General features: G+C 72.6%; 12 protein-coding genes. 3 read left to right on the forward strand and 9 right to left on the reverse strand.

What is annotated here, in order from left to right:
* Positions 1-31: 31 nt before the first annotated feature.
* From AC0QTQ_RS07150 to AC0QTQ_RS07175, 6 genes are all read right to left on the reverse strand, one after another.
* Positions 32-2,137, reverse strand: a complete 2,106-nt coding sequence (locus AC0QTQ_RS07150) for a condensation domain-containing protein (RefSeq protein ID WP_480258883.1) — start codon at positions 2,135-2,137, stop codon at positions 32-34.
* 110 nt (positions 2,138-2,247) lie between these two features.
* The gene (locus tag AC0QTQ_RS07155) at positions 2,248-3,294 is read right to left on the reverse strand and encodes a FecCD family ABC transporter permease (RefSeq protein ID WP_480258884.1); all 1,047 of its coding nucleotides are present in this window, start codon (positions 3,292-3,294) and stop codon (positions 2,248-2,250) included.
* A complete protein-coding gene (locus tag AC0QTQ_RS07160) occupies positions 3,291-4,295 on the reverse strand; it encodes a FecCD family ABC transporter permease (protein ID WP_480258885.1) in 1,005 nt (334 codons plus the stop codon). The genes AC0QTQ_RS07155 and AC0QTQ_RS07160 overlap by 4 nt, the downstream gene beginning before the upstream one ends.
* Positions 4,296-4,299: 4 nt before the next feature.
* A complete protein-coding gene (gene fepB, locus AC0QTQ_RS07165; protein ID WP_480258886.1) occupies positions 4,300-5,244 on the reverse strand; it encodes a Fe2+-enterobactin ABC transporter substrate-binding protein in 945 nt (314 codons plus the stop codon).
* The gene (locus AC0QTQ_RS07170) at positions 5,241-6,656 is read right to left on the reverse strand and encodes a condensation domain-containing protein (protein ID WP_480258887.1); all 1,416 of its coding nucleotides are present in this window, start codon (positions 6,654-6,656) and stop codon (positions 5,241-5,243) included. Before AC0QTQ_RS07170 ends, fepB begins: the two co-directional genes overlap by 4 nt.
* Positions 6,657-6,677: 21 nt before the next feature.
* Positions 6,678-11,039, reverse strand: a complete 4,362-nt coding sequence (locus AC0QTQ_RS07175) for an amino acid adenylation domain-containing protein (protein WP_480258888.1) — start codon at positions 11,037-11,039, stop codon at positions 6,678-6,680.
* A gap of 203 nt (positions 11,040-11,242) precedes the next feature.
* On the opposite strand from AC0QTQ_RS07175, the gene AC0QTQ_RS07180 reads away from it, so the two are divergent.
* The 3 genes from AC0QTQ_RS07180 to AC0QTQ_RS07190 are packed head-to-tail and all read left to right on the forward strand — an operon-like array spanning position 11,243 to position 13,822.
* The gene (locus AC0QTQ_RS07180; protein ID WP_480258889.1) at positions 11,243-12,853 is read left to right on the forward strand and encodes a (2,3-dihydroxybenzoyl)adenylate synthase; all 1,611 of its coding nucleotides are present in this window, start codon (positions 11,243-11,245) and stop codon (positions 12,851-12,853) included.
* A 14-nt stretch (positions 12,854-12,867) separates the two neighbouring features.
* On the forward strand, positions 12,868-13,119 hold the full coding sequence (locus AC0QTQ_RS07185) for a phosphopantetheine-binding protein (RefSeq protein ID WP_480258890.1): 252 nt from the start codon (positions 12,868-12,870) through the stop codon (positions 13,117-13,119).
* Positions 13,112-13,822 carry a 4'-phosphopantetheinyl transferase family protein gene (locus AC0QTQ_RS07190; RefSeq protein ID WP_480258891.1) on the forward strand — a complete coding sequence of 237 codons (711 nt, stop codon included), beginning with the start codon at positions 13,112-13,114 and terminating at the stop codon, positions 13,820-13,822. The genes AC0QTQ_RS07185 and AC0QTQ_RS07190 overlap by 8 nt, the downstream gene beginning before the upstream one ends.
* Here the strand turns inward: AC0QTQ_RS07190 and AC0QTQ_RS07195 are convergent.
* From AC0QTQ_RS07195 to AC0QTQ_RS07205, 3 genes are read right to left on the reverse strand one after another with little or no spacing between them, the layout of a single operon-like run.
* Entirely contained in the window at positions 13,789-14,565 is a 777-nt protein-coding gene (locus AC0QTQ_RS07195) for an SDR family oxidoreductase (RefSeq protein ID WP_480258892.1), read from the reverse strand. The two genes, AC0QTQ_RS07190 and AC0QTQ_RS07195, sit on opposite strands and share 34 nt — an antisense overlap.
* Positions 14,556-15,209 (reverse strand): isochorismatase family protein, encoded by a 654-nt coding sequence (locus tag AC0QTQ_RS07200; protein WP_480258893.1) that lies wholly within the window; start codon positions 15,207-15,209, stop codon positions 14,556-14,558. Before AC0QTQ_RS07200 ends, AC0QTQ_RS07195 begins: the two co-directional genes overlap by 10 nt.
* Before the next feature lie 16 nt (positions 15,210-15,225).
* A complete protein-coding gene (locus tag AC0QTQ_RS07205; protein ID WP_480258894.1) occupies positions 15,226-16,332 on the reverse strand; it encodes an isochorismate synthase in 1,107 nt (368 codons plus the stop codon).
* Between the last annotated feature and the right edge of the window lie 438 nt (positions 16,333-16,770).

Consider the following 16,770-nt stretch of genomic DNA (forward strand, 5'->3'; position numbering starts at 1 on the left):
CCTCTGGCTGGCGGATCGCGGGCGGGCGGGGTCAGGGCAAGAGCGCGTCGAACGGCCGGTCGGCGGCGCCCGGGGCGGCGAAGGCGGCAAGGCTGCGCCCGACCGCCGCAACCAGCGCGGCGACGTCGTCGGCGCTGTAATGGGCGTGGCGATAGCTCATCATCACCCGCAGCCCGCGCGCGCCCTCGATCACGTCCTCGACCACCTCGAACTGCAGGCCAAGCACCGACTCGGCCTTGTCGGGATCGACCTGACGGAAGCGGATCGGGCCCTGCGGCCCGGCGAGCGTGCCGTTCAGCTTGTTCTGCGCGTGGATCTGGATGAACACCTCGAACATATGCGCATCAAGGGGCGCGGTGCCGCCCGACAGCGCTGCCTCGACCAGATCGATGGGGATCTCGCTGTGCGGCAGCGAGGCGTTGATCCGGTCGCGGACCTCGGTGATCAGCGTGCGCGGGCTCAGATGGCCCGGCGCGCGCAGGCAATGCGCGGTCACCGTGGTGAAATAGCCGATGGTGTCGAAATAGGTCGGGTCGGTGCGCCCCGAGGCCGAGGTGCCGACGGTCAGCGCCTCGAGCCCGGCAAGCCGCTGCAGCGCCACCGAAATCGCCGCATAGACGGTGTTGAACAGCGAGGCCGAACAGGTCTTGGCCAGCGCATGCAGCCCCTCGCAGACTTCGGGCGGCACGGCGATCTCGCACCAGCCGCCCTCGGCCGAGCCCAGCTGTGCCAGCGGCAGCGGCGGGGCATCCGGGGCGCGGATCGGGCGCGGCGGCGGTGCGTCGCGCAGCGCGGTGACCCAATGGTCAAGTGCGCGCGCGTCGATGCCGGCGCGGGCCTGCGCGCGGGCAAAGGCGTGGAACGGCGCAACGGAGGCGGCCCAGTCCGGCGCCCGCCCCGCCGCCCGCGCGGCATAGGCGCAGGCAAGCTCGTCCATCATCAGGTTCACCGACCATTCGTCGAGCACGACATGGTGGAAGAGGAAGGAGAGCACCTGTCCCTCGGCCGTGCGCAGGAAGCGCAGCCGCAGCGGCAGCTCGCGGGTCAGGTCGAAGGCATGCGTAGCCTCGGCGGCCAGCACCGGCGCGGCGTCAGTGACCGGGCCTGAGGGGCGGAACCAGTCGAGCCGGTCAACCTCGGCCATCGGCACGGTCTCCTGCACCATCGCCTCGCCCTCGGGCACGAAGCGGCTGCGCAGGGCGGGGTGGCGCTCGAGCAGGTCGCGGAAGGACGCAGCGAAGGTCGTCTCGTCGACCGGGTCGAGGAAGCGCAGAACGAAGGGGATGTTGAAGGCCGGCCCGAAGCCAAGCGCAGCGTGGATCTTCCAAAGCGACTGCTGCGCAAGCGAGAGCGGCGCGCGACCGACGGGGTCGGCGCTGCGCCGGATCTCGACCGGTGCCGGGGCTGTGCGCGGCGCCCGCTGCGCGAGCGGGGCCAGCGCGGCGGCGGTCGGATGGGTGAAGATGTCGGCGAAGCGCAGGGTGAGGCCGTGCTCGGCGGCAAGCCGGCCGATCACTCGCGTCGCCACCAGCGAATGCCCGCCCAGATCGAAGAAGTCGCAGGTCGCGGTCATCTGCGGCGCATCGAGCGCGGCGCGGAACTCGCTCAGGATGATCCGCTCGATGGCGTCGGCCGGATCGGAGGGGGTGCCGGTGTGCGCCTGCGGCGCAAGGGCCGCCAGCAGTGCCGCGCTTTCGGGCAGGTCGGCGGCGATCGGGTGGCGGATCAGCGCCAGCCGGGCGGCCTCGGGCGCAAGCGCCAGCACGAAGCGCAGCGGCGCGCCCGTGGACAGATCCCAGGGCGTGGCCGCAACCGTCTCGATCGCCGACCCGGCCTCGGTCGCGGCGGGCAGGGCGCGCAGCCACAGGTCCGGCCCGCGCGGCGTCAGCTCGACCCGCAGCTCGCCGCTTGCGTCGAAGTGATAGCGGCGGGTCAGCTCGGGGCGGGCGAGCACGCCCTGTACCAGCGCCGCGACGACGGCCCCCGGTTCGCAGCCCGGCACCGGCAGGGTCGCGGTGCAGATCGCGGGAGCGAGGTCGTCGGCGCCTTGCTGCGCGGCAAGCCAGATCCGCGCCTCTTCGAGGCGGGCGGGGCGGCTGCGGGTAAGGCTTTCGGGGGGCTGGCCGTGCTCGGTCATCATCGCTCCTGCAATGTGCGGAAAGTGGCAAGGCTTGCGCGGCGCGGGCCGGAGCTGGCAGGGCGTAGACAAGGGCAGGGCCCCTGTAATGTCAAGTAATTTTGTCGGGTTTACGGCTGTCCGGCCCTGCGTCCGCGGGCGAGCAGCCAGATCAGATAGAGCCCGCCGATCACCCCGGTCACCTGACCGATCGGTAGGGTCACGCCGAAGGGCAGCAGGCGGGTCGTCAGGTCGGCAGCCAGCAGCAGCGCCGCCCCCATCAGCGCCGCCCCGATCAGCGGCTGGTCGACCGAGCGGCCAAGCCGCCGGGCGAGCTGCGGCGCGGCCAGTGCGACGAAGGCGATCGGGCCGGCCGCACTGGTCGCAAGAGCTGCCAGCAACAGCGCCGCCAGCAGCATCCAGCGCCGTACCCGCTCGACCGGCACACCAAGCGGCCCGGCCAGATCGTCCCCCATCGCCATCAGCGCAAGCGGTCGCATTCCCGGCACCATCGCCGGCACGAGCAGCGCAAGCCCGGCAAGAAGTGGCAGCACATCGGCCCAGCTGCGCCCCTCGACCGAGCCGGCAAGCCACAGGTTGGCCGAGATCGCCGCGTCCAGCTCGCCACGCACCAGCAGCAGCGCGTTCAGCGCGCTCAGCACCGCGCCGACACCGATCCCGGTCAGCACCAGCCGATAGGCGCCGACCCGCCCGTCCTTGCGCGCCAGCAGATAGACGGTGGTCCCGGTCAGCAGCGCCCCGGCGAGCGCGGCGGGCGCGACCGTGGCACCCGACCCGCCGAGGCCGATGATCCAGACAAGCGCCCCGGTCGCCGCGCCGGCGGTGAAACCGATCACGTCGGGCGAGCCGAGCGGGTTGCGCGACACGCTCTGGAACACCGCGCCCGAGGCGCCAAGTGCCGCTCCGGCGCCGAGCGTGACCAGCAGCCGCGGCAGCCGGATATCGAGCAGCACATGCGCGACCGCGCGCGACGGCGGTGCGCCGCTCAGCACCTGCCAGATCTCGGTCAGCCCCAGGGGAATGCGGCCGAGCGTCAGCGCCACGAATGCCCCGGCCACGATCACCGCCATCAGCAGCGCATCGAGCGCAAGCGCCTGCCGCCCGATCCGCAGCGACCAGCGCCGCCCGCGCAGCACGATCTCGGGCCGGGCGCTCACAGCGCGGCCATCCGCAGCCGGCGCGCCAGCGCGACGAAGATCGGCCCGCCGATCAGCGCCGCCATGATGCCGACGTCGATCGGGGTCGCGCCGCCGATCAGGCGGCCGGCCAGATCGGCCAGGCTGAGCAGCGCCGCCCCGGTCAGGATCGACAGCGGCAGCAGCCGGCGATGCGCCGGGCCGGTGATGTGGCGGGCCAGATGCGGCGCGGCGAGGCCGACGAAGGCGATCGGCCCGGCGGCGGCGGTGGCCGCGCCGCTCAGCACCACGATCACCGCCGCCGCGGCGAGCCAGATCCGCCGCGGATCGGCGCCGAGGCTCTGGCCGAAATCCTGACCGAGCGCGAGGGCGTCGAGCGGGCGGGCCAGGGCGAAGGCGGCAAGGCAGCCCGGCAGGATCAGCGCCGCGGCCGGGCCCAGCACGGACCAGCCCCGGCCCTGCAGCGAGCCCACCGACCAGTGCCGGAACTGATCGAAGACATGCGCCTCGGCATTGACGGTGATCACCCGCGTCAGGGTGAGCAGCACGATCGACAACGCCGCGCCTGCCAGCACCAGCCGCACCGGGTCATGCCCCTGCGCCATGCCGCCAAGTGCGAAGACTGCCGCCCCGCCAAGCCCGGCGCCGACGATGCCTGCCCAGAGCGTGGCGCCGACGTCGATCCGTCCGCTCAGCGCGATCATGCACACGATCGCCAGCGTCGCCCCGGCCGAAATGCCCAGCAGCCCGGGATCGGCAAGCGGGTTGCGGGTCAGCGTCTGCATCACCGCCCCAGCCGCGCCAAGCGCCGCGCCCAGAACCAGCGCGAGAACCGCCCGTGGCAGGCGCTGTTCGCGCACCAGCAGATGCGCGCCGTCGCTGGGATCGAAGGCGGTCAGCGCGGCAAGGGTGTCCTGCACCGTGATCGCGCGTGGGCCGACGAAGGGGCTTGCCAGCGCGATCAGCGCAACGCAGGCGATCGTTGCCCAAAGCGTCAGGTGGCGGAGGCGGGGGGCGGTCATCGGCTCAGGCCCGCGCGAAACGGTGCGCGATGCCGGCGACGATCTCGCGCGCGCTGTAATAGTCGATGCGGAACGAGTTCTGCCCCAGCCCATAGACCTGTCCGCGCTGCACCGAGGGCAGGTTCGCCAGGATCGGATCGGCACGGAAGCGCGCCGCATCGGCATCGGTACCGGCCAGCAGGAAGGTGGTTTCGGCGGTCAGCTCGGTCAGGTGGTCGTAGGCGGCGCGGATGAAATCGGCCGAGGGCGGGGTGCCGCCGCCCTGCCAGTCGGGCGAGGGGGATTCGAGGGTGAAGCCGAGCGCGGCCAGCAGGCGGCCATGCACGCCGGTCGCGGTGGCGATCGGGTTCGGCGCGCCGGGGCCATTGTAGCTAACGATGTTGGCGCGGCCCGCGGGCAGGGCGAGGCGGGCGCGGGTCGCGGCAAGGTCGCGCGCAAAGCCCGTGAGCAGCGCCTCGGCCTCGGTCTCGCGGCCGGTGGCGCGGCCGAGCTGACGGGCCAGCTCTTCCCAATCGAGCGCGCCATAGTCGAGCATCAGGACCGGCGCGATTTCCGCAAGCGCGTCCCGCTGGGCGCGCACGGAATCGGCGCCGCCGGCCGAGACGACGATCAGATCGGGCGCCGCGGCCCAGACTGCCTCGAGGTCGACCGAGCCTGCGCGCCACAGCTTCTCGACCCCGCGCTGGGCGGCGATCTGCTGCCATTGCGCGAAGAAGGCGCCGCGCACGGTGGTGGCGCTGGCAAGAAGCGGCGCGCCGATCGCGAGCAGCGTCCCCGAGAGCGTGACCGAGGTCGAGAGCACCCGCGCGGGCGGGGCGTCGAGGGTAAGCCTGCCGCCATCGGCCTGCGGCAGGGTGCGCGGCCAGCCGGTTTCGGCGGTCGCGGGCCGGGCAAGGCAGGGGGCGGCAAGCGCGCAGCTGCTGCGCACCAGAAAGGAACGGCGGTTCATGCGTCCTCCAGTCGGCCGGCGATCGGCCGGGCGGCATTGGGCTGGGCCGGCGCGGGCGCGCGTGGGCGGGTGACGGCGGCGGGGCTGGCAAGCAGCGCGGCAAGCGGGGTTTCGGCCGCGCCCGGGGCGCAGGCGCGGGCCAGGAACGGCACAAGCCCGGTACAGGCCGCCTCGAACGCGGGGGCCGAGGCGGGGTCGGCATCGACCCAGAGCCCGAGCCCCGCGCCGTCGGCCGCCGCGCCCCAGGTCAGGTTGAAGCCGTCGCCCGGGCCCGCGGCCAGCACCTCGCGCCGCGCGGTGCAGCCCGGGAAGCGGGGCGGGTCGAAGGGCAGCACGTTGACGAGCGGCGAGAAGAAGAAGCGCTCGCCCTCGCACTGGCCGTGATCGGCGGCGAGCTGCTCGACCCGATAGCGCCCGTGCCGGCGCAGCTGACGCAGCGTCGCGCCGCTGCGCCCAAGCCAGGCGCCCAGAGTCTCGTCCGTCCGGCGCGTCACCACGAGCGGCAGGATGTTGACGACCAGCGCCGGGATCGTCGCGCTGACGCTGCCGAGGCGGCTCATGTAGGGCAGCCAGACCGCGCGCCCGGGCCCGCCCTCGGGCAGATCGCGGGCCAGCCAGGCGGCGCTGAGCAGGGTCAGCAGGTCGGGCCAGCCGAGATCGGCCGCCGCGGCGGCGCGGCGCAGGGCGTCGGGCAGATTCGCGGGCAGGTCGGGCTCGGCGCCAAGCGCGCTGCAGCCGTAATCCTCGCCGCCTTTCTTCAGCACCGAAAGTTCGGGCCCGTGCGCCAGATGCTGCGCCCAATAGGCGCCGTCACGGGTGTGCTGCGGGCTGGCGCGATAGCGTTCCTCTTCCGTCAGATACTGCTCGAAGGGGCGCAGCGGACCAAGCCCGGCCTGCTGCCCGCAGGTCTGCGCGTAGAGCGCCGCCACCCGCCGCTCGATCAGCGACACGCCATAGCCGTCGAGAACGATGTGATGACCGCGCAGATACCACAGCCAGCGGTTTTCCCCCACCCGCATCAGCCACAGCGCGGCCAGCGGCTCCTGCGCAAGGTCGATCGGCGCGGCGATGTCGCGCTCCATCATCTTGCGCGCGGCGGGCTCGGGGGCGGATTCTGGATCCGCCTCGTAGCGCAGGTCGTGATAGCGCAGCACGGGGATGCGGGCGGGGTCGACCTGCTGGCGCGGGCCGTCGGGGCCGTCGCGAAAGCGCAGGGCCAGCACCTCGGCCTCCTGCGCGATCTGGTGCAGCGCCGCGATCAGCGCGGCCTCGTCCAGATCGCCCTCGATCACCGTGCAATGCGCCACGGTCGAAAGCGGCCGGTCGGGGTGGAAGCGGAACTCCTCCCAGAAATCGAGCTGCGCCAGCGTCAGCGCGTGCCAGGGGCGCTCGGCAAGTGTCGGATCGGGCATCATGGCTCCTTCGTCGGGCGATCAGGAAAGCGGCAGGGCCGGGGCGGTGGCGATCAGCGCCGCCACGGCGCGCGCAGTGCGCGGCGGCAGAAGCTGCACCGGGGTGAGGGCACAGCCAAAGCGCGCGTTCAGCGCCGCGGCCATCGGGGCGAGATCGGCGGGCAGAAGGCCGAGATCGAGCAGCGGGCTGTCCGCCGTCGCCCCCTCCCGCGGCCCGAGCCGCTCAAGGTAGAGCGCCAGCACCTGTGCCACGAGCGTCGGGTCAGCGTCGCTTGCCGCAGCGGGCGCCGGCGGCCGGGGCGGGGCGGCGGGCGGGACCGGTGCGCCGGTGGCAAGCCGCCGTCCGGCGGCGCGGTCGGGCTTGCCGTTTGCCGACAGCGGCAGCGCCGGCAGCGGCACGAATCGGTCGGGCAGATGCGAGGGCGGCAACGTCTCTCGCAGGAGGGCGCGCAGCACGGCCGGGGGCGTCTCGGCGCCGTCGCGGCAGACGTAGAGCGCGGCAAGCGTCGTCTCGCGCCCGTCGGCCGTCGTCAGATCGACCACCATCGCGTCGCGCAGAGCCGGGACGCGGGCGAGCGCGGCCTCGATCTCGCCCAGGCTGACGCGCACCCCGCGCACCTTGACATAGCCGCCGACGCGACCGGCAAACAGGATCACCCCGTCGGCGCGCCATTGCCCGAGATCGCCTGAGCGGAAGGCGCGCCGGGGCGGACCGCCGGCTTCTGTCAGGGGCACGAAATCGGTCTGCACCAGCCCGCCATCCTCGAGATAGCCGAGCGCCAGACAGTCGCCGAGCGTGTGGATGCGGCCGGGCACGCCGGGTGGGCAGGGCTCGCCCAGCGGGTTGCAGATCCGGTATTCTGCGCCGGCGAGCGCGCGGCCATAGGGGATGGCGCTGGTCTCAGTGCCTGCCTCGGTGCCGATCTCGTGCCAGATGCTCCAGATCGTCGTCTCGGTCGGCCCGCCCAGCGAGACGAGCCGCGCGTGCGGCAGCAGATCGCGCAGCCGGGCGATGACCGCGGGCTTGATGTAGTCGCCGCCCTGCGCCACCAACCGCAAGGTCGCGAGCTGGTCGGGGCGGGCGCAGGCGATCAGCATCTCGAGGATCGCCGGCACCGAGACCCAGAGCGTCACCCCATGCGTCGCGACCAGCCGTGCCCAGTCCATCGCGTCCTTCTCGTGCCCCGGCTCGGGCAGCACCAGAGTCGCCCCGGCGCACAGCGCCCCGAAGACGTCGAAAACCGACATGTCGTGATGCAGCGGCGTGACCGAGATCAACACGTCCGCCGCCGTCACCTGCCAGGCCTGCAGCGACTGTTCGAGCACGCTTGCCGTGGCGCGGTTGTTCAGCACCACGCATTTCGGCGTGCCGGTGGTGCCCGAGGTGAAGAGGTAATAGCCCGGATCGCGCGACAGGCTGCGCGCCGTCAGCGTCGCGTCATCGGGCAGGGTGCCGCCGGGGGCGCTCAGCGCCCCGGGCGTGACGCAGGCAAGGCCCGCGATCTCGCGCTGTGACACCACCAGCGTCGGGGCGCAGCGCGACAGCAGCTGATCGCGCCGGGCGGGCGGGGCGCCGGCGTCGATCGGCACCCGGATCACCCCGGCCATTGCGGTGGCAAGCTGCAACGCGACATGATCGGGGCCGCGCGGCAGCTCGATCGCCACGACGTCGCCCGGGCCGATGCCGCGCGTGGCAAGGCCGGCGAGCAGCCCCTCGACCCGCCGTCGCAGGGCGTCATAGCCAAGCCGCGTCTCGCCGCAGATCAGCGCCGTGCCCTGATCCGCGCGCAGATGGGCGGCGATGCGCGGCAGATGCGGCGCGGGATCGGGGATTTCGGCGCGTTGGGGGGGCAGCGGCACCGGCACCAGCGGCTCGGGCAGGATCAGCGCGCCCGCGGTGCAGATCGCCGCAAGCGCTGCGACGATCGCGTCGAGCATCGCCGCGACGGTCTCGGGCGCAAGGGCGGCCTCCGCATGATCGGCGGCAATCTCGATCCCGCCCTCGGTGGCGCGCATCAGCCGCAGATCGAGCGCCACCTGCGGCGTCTGGGTCAGCCCCGCCACCTCGCGCAGCGGTGCGGCCGGATCGGGCGCGGGCCAGCTCAGCCCGTTCGTCAGCACCACGGGCAGCGCCAGCGCCGCGCCGGTGCGGGCAAGCAGCTGCCGTGCCAGATCGACACCAGACACGCTGGCATGGGCGAGCGCCTGCATCGTGCGGGTCTGCAGCGCCGCCGCCCGGTCGCGGGCACTTTCCGGCCCCACGGCGTGGTCGATCACGATGAAGGAAGCGCGATTGCCGAGCCCCGCGCGCTCGAGAGCCGGTGCGGTCGGCAGGCCGACGCACAGCCGCAGCTCGGGGGTGAAGCGTGCCAGCACCTCGAGCACGGCAAAGCTCAGCAGGCTGTTGAGGAACAGCTTTTCGCGGGCCGCGATGTGGCGCAGCGCCTGCACCTGCGGGCCCGTGATCCGTCGCACGTCGCGGCGATAGCGCGAGGCGCCGAGCTGATGCAGCGACGCGCGCCATGGCAGCTGTGGTGCCGTCTCGATCCGGGCGAGCGCCTCCTCCCAATAGGCCGCATCGGCGCGCCGCTGCGCGGCCGGGACGGACGTAGGGCGGGCGGGCTCGGTGCGGTCCTCGACCTCGGGCGGGGTGGGGGCGAGGATCTCGGCGCAGATCTGCGCGATCGCCGGACCGTCAAGCGCCAGCGCGTCGAATTTCACGGCGAGCGCATCCTCCTGACCCGCAGGCATCTGCACCGCGCAGACCTGCCACAGTGCGCCTTCAAGCGGGCAGGGGCTGCGCGCGAACGCCTCCCAGACTGCGGCAAGCTGCGCCTCGGCATCGGGGGCGTCGCGCAGGTCGCGCGCGGTGAAGGGAACCTCCACCCGTGGGGCGCAGTGCTGCCGGCCGGCGGCTGCGTCGATGCGCAGCCGCAAGGCGGGATGGGCGGTGGCGAGCATGGCGAGGCGCGCGCGCAGCGCCGCCGGATCGAGGGCGCCGCGAAACAGCCGCGTCTCCTGCATCGCCACGCCGCCAAGCGGCAGCAGCGCCTCGCGCCCCATCACATAGGCGCGTTGCAGGGGGGCGAGGGGCCAGCTGCGCTGCGGCTCCGGCGCCTGCGCAAGCGTCCGCAGCCGGTCAACGACGCGGGCGAACAGCGCCTCGGTCCAGGCCGTGTCGAGCAGGTCGAGCCGGATGTCCCAGTTCAGCAGGATCTCGGTGCCGAGCCAGGCGATCTGCGCATCGAGCGCCACGCCCGGTCCCTGCGACACGCTCCACACCAGATCGCCCAGCACCCGCCGCGCCCGCTCGCTGAGGATCGAGCGCTGCGGAAGGTCGAGCCCCGAGGTGAAGACGACCGGCGCCTCGGGCATCCGGCCGAGGTGGCGGGCTAGGTCGCGCAGCAGCTGCGGGCCGGGGTGGGCGGCATGGGTGATGCCCTGCACGAGGCTGCTCTGCACCCGTCGAGCCAGCTCCGGCAGATCGTCCTGCACCCCGGTCACGCCCAGAAGGGTGAAGTTCGAGGCGTCACCAATGATCGGGGTGTCTTCGTCGCGGTGGAAGATCGGCACAGTCAGGCGCAGCGCCTGCTGCCTGCAGGCCCGGCCGAGTTCCTGCGCGAAAAGCGCGAGCGCCAGCGCCGAGGGCGTGACCCGCAGCGCTCGCGCCTGCGCGACGAAGCTGCGTGCCTGCCCCGGGGTGAGTGTCGCGGCCAGTCGCGTGCTGTGGGCCACCCGGTCGCGCGGTGCGGGATGGGGGGCCGGCAGGCGGGGCGCGTCGGGCAGGGTGTCGAGGCGCGCGTGCCACCAGTTCCGGGCAAGGGCCTCCTGCGCCGGATCGGGGCGCGGCGCGGACTGGGGGGCGGACTGCGGGGCGGCCGTCTCGGGCAGCGCCTCGGGGCCGTCCTCATAGAGCTGTGCCAGCTCGTCAAGCAGCGCGGGCAGGCAGGAGGGATCGGCCGCAACCATGTCGAGATCGAGATGCAGCCGGTGCCTGCCACCCGGCAGCAGGCTCAGCGCTCCCTCGCAGGGCAGGCCGCGGTCGAGGGGCAGCCGCTGGTGGGTCTTGTCGTCGCGCAGACGCGCCAGCGCCGCTTCGACATCGAGCGGGCCAAGCCCGCGCAGGTCGTGGTGTTGCAGGCCATGCGCGGGCCCGGGCGGCACGATGGCGGGCCGACCCTCGGCCGAGACCGAGAGCCGCAGGTTCGGGTGCCGCACAATCAGCGCCGCAAAGGCCTGCGCAAGCCGCGCTGGATCGAGCGGCATGGTCGGGGCGCCGGAGTCGAGTTCGACATAAAGATGCGCGGAAGGGGTCTGCGGATCGCGCCCCCCGGCATGTCCGCTGATCCAGCAGGAGGCCTGCATCGCCGTCAGTTCAGGCATTGGAACTCACCCTGTTGACATTTGTCGACATAAATACTCAAGTATTGAGGCCCGTCAACCTGTGGAATTCGGGCGCCGGGCATCTCGCCGATAACCTGCTGGAATCAATCGGTTTCATCGGGTCGTGAGGGCTGGCGTGACGGATTTGGGCGGCGATGACAGCGGGGGCGGGCGCAGGCCGTCCCGAACGGATCCGATCTGAAATGACCGATTTCACCCCCTGGCCGGACGACCTTGCACAGCGCTACCGGCAGAAGGGCTACTGGCTCGATGCGCCGCTGACGCGCGGGCTTGACGCACAGGTGCGCAGCCGGCCCGAGGCCTGCGCGATCCTGTGCGGGGCGCGGGCGATCAGCTATGGCGCGCTCGACCGGATGGCGACGGCGCTCGCGCGACGGCTGCTGGCGCGGGGGCTGCGCCCGGGCGACCGCGCGCTGGTCCAGCTGCCGAACCGGGCCGAGTTCTTCGTCACCTTCTTCGCCCTGCTGAAGGCCGGGATCACGCCGGTCAATGCGCTGTTCAGCCATCGCGCGCTGGAGCTGCGGGCCTATGCCGAACAGCTGCAGCCCAGGCTGCTGATCGCCGCGCGCAGCCATCCGCTGTTCCGCGATGACCGTTTCGAGACCGAGCTGCGCGAGATCTCGGGGCGGCTCGATCTGTGCCTCTTCCTTGACGATCCCGAGCCCGCGCGCGACCTTGCCGCCTGGATCGAGCCCGCCGGGGCGCCGGACGAGGAAGACCTGCCCCGCATCGACCCCGGCGCCGTCGCCTTCTTCCAGCTTTCGGGCGGCAGCACCGGCACGCCGAAGCTGATCCCGCGCACCCACAACGATTATGACTATTCGATCCGGGCCAGCGCCGAGATCTGTGCCCTGAGCCCACGCACCTGCTTCCTGTGCGCGCTGCCCGCGCCGCACAATTACGTGCTCAGCTCGCCCGGCGCGCTTGGCGTGTTCCATGCCGGCGGCACCGTGGTGATGGCGGCCAGCCCCGAGCCGCAGCTGTGCTTCGAGCTGATCGCGCGCTATGGCGTGACGATGGCGGCGCTGGTGCCCTCAGCCGTGGGGCTCTGGCTCGACGCTGCGCGAGGCGGGCTTGCGGTGCCCGAGAGCCTCGAACTGCTGCAGGTGGGCGGCGCGAGTTTCGCCGAGGCGCTGGCGCGGCAGGTGCCAAAGGTGCTTGGCTGCGCCCTGCAGCAGGTTTTCGGCATGGCCGAGGGGCTGGTGAACTATACCCGCCTCGACGATCCGCCCGAGTGCGTCTTCACCACCCAAGGGCGGCCGATCAGCCCCGATGACGAGGTCCGGGTGCGCGACGCCGAGGGGCGGGATTGCGCCCCGGGCGAGACCGGGCAGCTGTGGGTGCGCGGGCCCTATACCTTCCGCGGCTATTTCCGCAGCCCCGCGCATAACGCCACGGCCTTTGATGCCGAGGGCTTTTATCACAGCGGCGATCTCGTGCAGCGCGACGCCGAGGGCTATCTGCGGGTCGTTGGCCGGGTGAAGGATCAGATCAACCGCGGCGGCGAGAAGATCGCGGCGGAGGAGATCGAGGGGCTGCTGCTGCGTCACCCCGGCGTGGTGCAGGCGGCCCTCGTCGCCGAGCCCGATGCCCGGCTGGGCGAGCGCAGCTGTGCCTTCCTCGTGCTGCGCGAGGCCCTGCGCGCGGTCGAGCTGCGCCGCCACCTGATCGCGCAGGGCGTGGCCGAGTACAAATTGCCCGACCGCTTCGTCTTTCTCGAGACGATGCCGCTGACCCCGGTCGGCAAGATCGACAAGCGCGCCCTGCGCGCCGCAATGCTGGACCCCCAATGACCAAGGAGACCCGAATGACCCTGACTTCCCATCCCGAAACCGTCGACCGCGCTTGGCTCGAGGCGCGGGTGACCGCGCTGCTTGACGACGAGGGGCCGATCGATCCGGCCGAGAGCCTGATTTATTACGGGCTCGACTCGCTGCGGGTGATGAAGCTGGCGGCCGAGCTGAAGACACATGGCATCACCGTCAGCTTCGAGGATCTGGCGAGCGAGCCGACGCTCGATGCCTGGGATGCGCTGATCGCGGCGCGGCGCGGTGGCTGAGCCACGTCCGGGGCTGGCGGGCTGGGAAGGGCCGCTCGCGCGGTTACGCGCGGCGCTGCCCGCCTGCCGGGTCGAGATGCAGCTTGCCGCGCCCAGTGCCGCGGGCGGGGCGCGTCACCGCCGGCACGCAGAATACCGCGCCGGCCGGCTGGCCGCCGCCGCTGCGGCGGGCGCGCTGTGCGGCACCCCCTGCCTTGCCGGGCGCAGTGCCGGTGGCGCGCCCCGCTGGCCCGCGGGGCTGTGCGGCGCGATCAGCCATTGTGAGGGGCAGGCGATTGCGTTGCTTGGCCATGCGGTGGCGTGGTCGGGGCTTGGTGTGGATATCGAACAGGCCCTGCCCCCGACCGTCGCGCGCGAGATCGCGCCGGTGGCGCTGACCGCGGCCGAGCGGGGCGAATTCGGCACCGATCCGCTCTGGGTCGGGCTGGTGTTCTCGGTGAAAGAGAGCCTGTTCAAGGCGCTGAGCCCGCTGGTCGGGCGTCGCTTCGATTTCGATGCGGCGGAACTTCTGCCCGAGGCGGCGGGGAGCCCACCCAGCCTGCTGTTGACGCGTGATCTGGCGCCGGGCTGGTCCGCGGGGCGGCGGATCGGGGCGATGCTCTTCTCCGGCCCTGCCGGTGTGCTGACCGCGGTTGCCCTGCCGCGCGAGGGCGGCGGCAGGGCCGGGGGTCAGCCGCGCAGCGTCGCGCCGCCGTCGATGTAGAGATCGGCCATGGTGATGTGGCCGGCCTGATCGGACAGCAGGAACACCGCGGCCTGTGCGATCTCGGCAGGCGTCGCCAGCTTGCCGAGCGGGATCCCGGTGCGGAAGCCCGCCAGATCGCCGGCGATCACCCGCGCCGGGCCCTGCTTGTCGGCCCACATGCCCGTCTGCATCGGCGTCAGTGTCGAGCCCGGTGCGATCACGTTGCAGCGCACGCCCCGCTGCGCGAGCTCGAGCCCGAGGCAGCGGGTGAGCATGGTCAGTGCCGCCTTCGAGGCGCAATAGGCCCCCATCCCGAGCCGCGGAATGCCTGCGGCGTTCGAGCTGACGACCACCAGCGCCGCCTTCGGCTGTGCGGCCAGACGCGGCCCGATCGCCTGCATCAGATGGAAGCTGCCGTCGAGGTTGATCGCCATCACCCGGCGCCACTCCTCGGCCGTCATCTCGAGCAGCGGCCCAAGCGCCAGCACCCCGGCGGTATGAGCGGCAAGGCCGATCGGGCCTGCCTGCGCCTCGGCGGCGGCGACCATCGCCGCGACCGCGCCGGCATCGCGCAGATCGCACGGCAGCCAGGCGACCGCGTTTGCCCGCATCGCCGCGGGCAGGGCCGCAAGCGCTTCGGCGGTGTCGGTGGCGACGACGGTCGCGCCAGCCTCGTTCAGCAGGCGCACGGTTTCCTGGCCGATACCGCCGGCCGCGCCGGTGACGAGCGCGCTGCGCCCGGAAAATCCGCTCAGGCGCATCGGGCGGCCTCCGGAAGTGCCGCAAGCGCGTCGGCGGTGGTGATCACCCCGCCGCAGGTGCCGGCGACCCATCGCAGGGCCATCTCGTGACGGGCGGCATCGAAATCGGCCTGGGCGTCGGCGATGGTGAAGGGCTCGATATCGCGCTGGAAGGCCTCGGCCGCGGTGGCGAGGCAGCCGATATGTGCATAGACGCCGGTGATCAGCAGCTGATCGCGGCCGCGCGCGCGCAGCAGCGTCTCGAGGTTCGAGCGCTGAAAGGCGCTGTAGCGGTGCTTGACCAGAACCAGATCGCCCGGCGCGGGGGCGAGCTCAGGCACGATCTCCTGATGCTCGGGACGGCGCGACATGCCGGGACCCCACAGATCGGCCTGTAGGCCGCGGGCGGCACGCAGCTGGTCGCCTTCCTGCGCGGTGTAGAAGACCGGCATGCCGCAGGCGCGCGCGGCGCGGGCAAGGGTGGCGATGTGGGCGATCACCTCGGGCAGCGGCGCCGTGTCGGGCGGGAAGGGGGCGCAGAAATAGCGCTGCATGTCGTGGATCAGCAGCGCCGCGCGGGCGGGCGCGACCTGCCATGGTGCGCGCGCCGCGGGCAGCGCGTCGCGCCGGGGCAGGGGATAGGTGGCAATTCCGGGAAGGGCCATCGGGGTCGTCCTGTGTTCAGTCGTGAAGGGAATCGAGGTCGTGCAGCGCGGCATCGCGCGGCAGGCCGAGCGCGGCGAGCAGGGCGCCGAATTTCGCCCCGGTTTCGGCCGCCTCGGCGCGCGGTTCCGAGCCGAGCACGATGCCCGCCCCGGCATAAAGCCGCGCCTGCGCACCGCACAGCTCGGCGCAGCGGATCGCGACATGCCAGGCGCCATCGCCGCGCCGGTCGCACCAGCCGACGGCGCCGGCATAGAAGTCACGCTCGACCGGTTCGAGGCTTCGGATCAGCCCGGCCGCCCGCGCGCAGGGCAGGCCACAGACCGCGGGCGTCGGGTGCAGCCGCGCGGCCAGCACCACGGCGGGGGTGTCGGGGTCCTTCAGCCGCCCCTCGATCCTCGTGCCGATGTGCCACATCGAGCGGGTGGTGGTCAGCGTCGTGCCCTCGGGCGTCGACAGATCGGCACAGTCAGGGGCCAGCAGGTCGAGGATATATTCGACCACCAGCCGGTGCTCGCGCTGATCCTTCTCGGAGCGGGCGAGATTTTGCGCGGCCTGTGCATCGGCCTGCGCATCCTCGAGACGCCGGGCCGAGCCCGCGAGCGGATGCGACAGGATCGCCGCGCCGCGCTTTTCCAGCAGCAGTTCGGGCGTCGCGCCGACCAGATGGCGCGGCGCGCCCTGATCGGCGCGCGACGGCAACGAGACCTGGAAGGCGGTGACCGACGGGTCTTCGCTCAGCCGGGCCAGCACTTGCCGCAGCGGGAAGGCCTGTGCCTCCTCGACTAGCAGGGTGCGTGCGAGGACGATCTTCGTCAGCGCCTCGGGCAGGCCGTCTTCGCGGCGCATGATCTCGAGTGCGCGGGCGACGCTGTCGATATAGCCGCGCGCGGGGGGCTGCGGGCGGGGCGGAACGGGCCGTGACGGGTGCTCGGTGCCGGCGGCTCCGTCGCCGGGCCAGATCCCATCGCCGCCCCTAGCCTGCCAAAGGCAGTCGGGCCGGGTGGTGTCGAAGGGCAGCGCGCCACCGATCACCGCGCCATCGGCGGGGCCGGCAAAGAAGGGCGCGAGGCGCTCGGCCAGGCTGTCGCGGGTGCCGCGGGCAAGGGCGTGGGCGGGCCCCATGGCGCAGACGCGTCCGGCGGCGTTGCGGAAGGCGAAGGGCTGGTTGGGTCCCGGGAGGGCGCCGGCATCGGCGTGCGAAGCGGGGGAGGGCAGGGTCATGCAGCGGACTCGGCGTTGCGCGCGAGGGCGTCGCTCGCGCCTGGGTTGTGCCCTCGCGCCGCAAAAAACGCCGATCGCGCGGGGCGATGCGGTGCGGGGATGTCATGGAAAGGTCGCTCCTCGCTCCGGGGCGCCCGTCGCGAGCCTGCCCCTGAGGGCCTTGCTGCCTGCGCAGACCATGTCAGAGCGGGGGGCGGGTTTCAAGATTGAAAATTTACTGAAAGACTCGGAAATTCACCCCGGGGCGCGCCGACAGACTGCGGCGTCGCGGCAACATCTTGATAATTTAAGTCAGGAATTGTTGCAGTGACTCACGAAATCGTCAGAACGGGGAGGATG

It is taken from the genome of Paenirhodobacter sp. YD-8 (assembly GCF_056590935.1).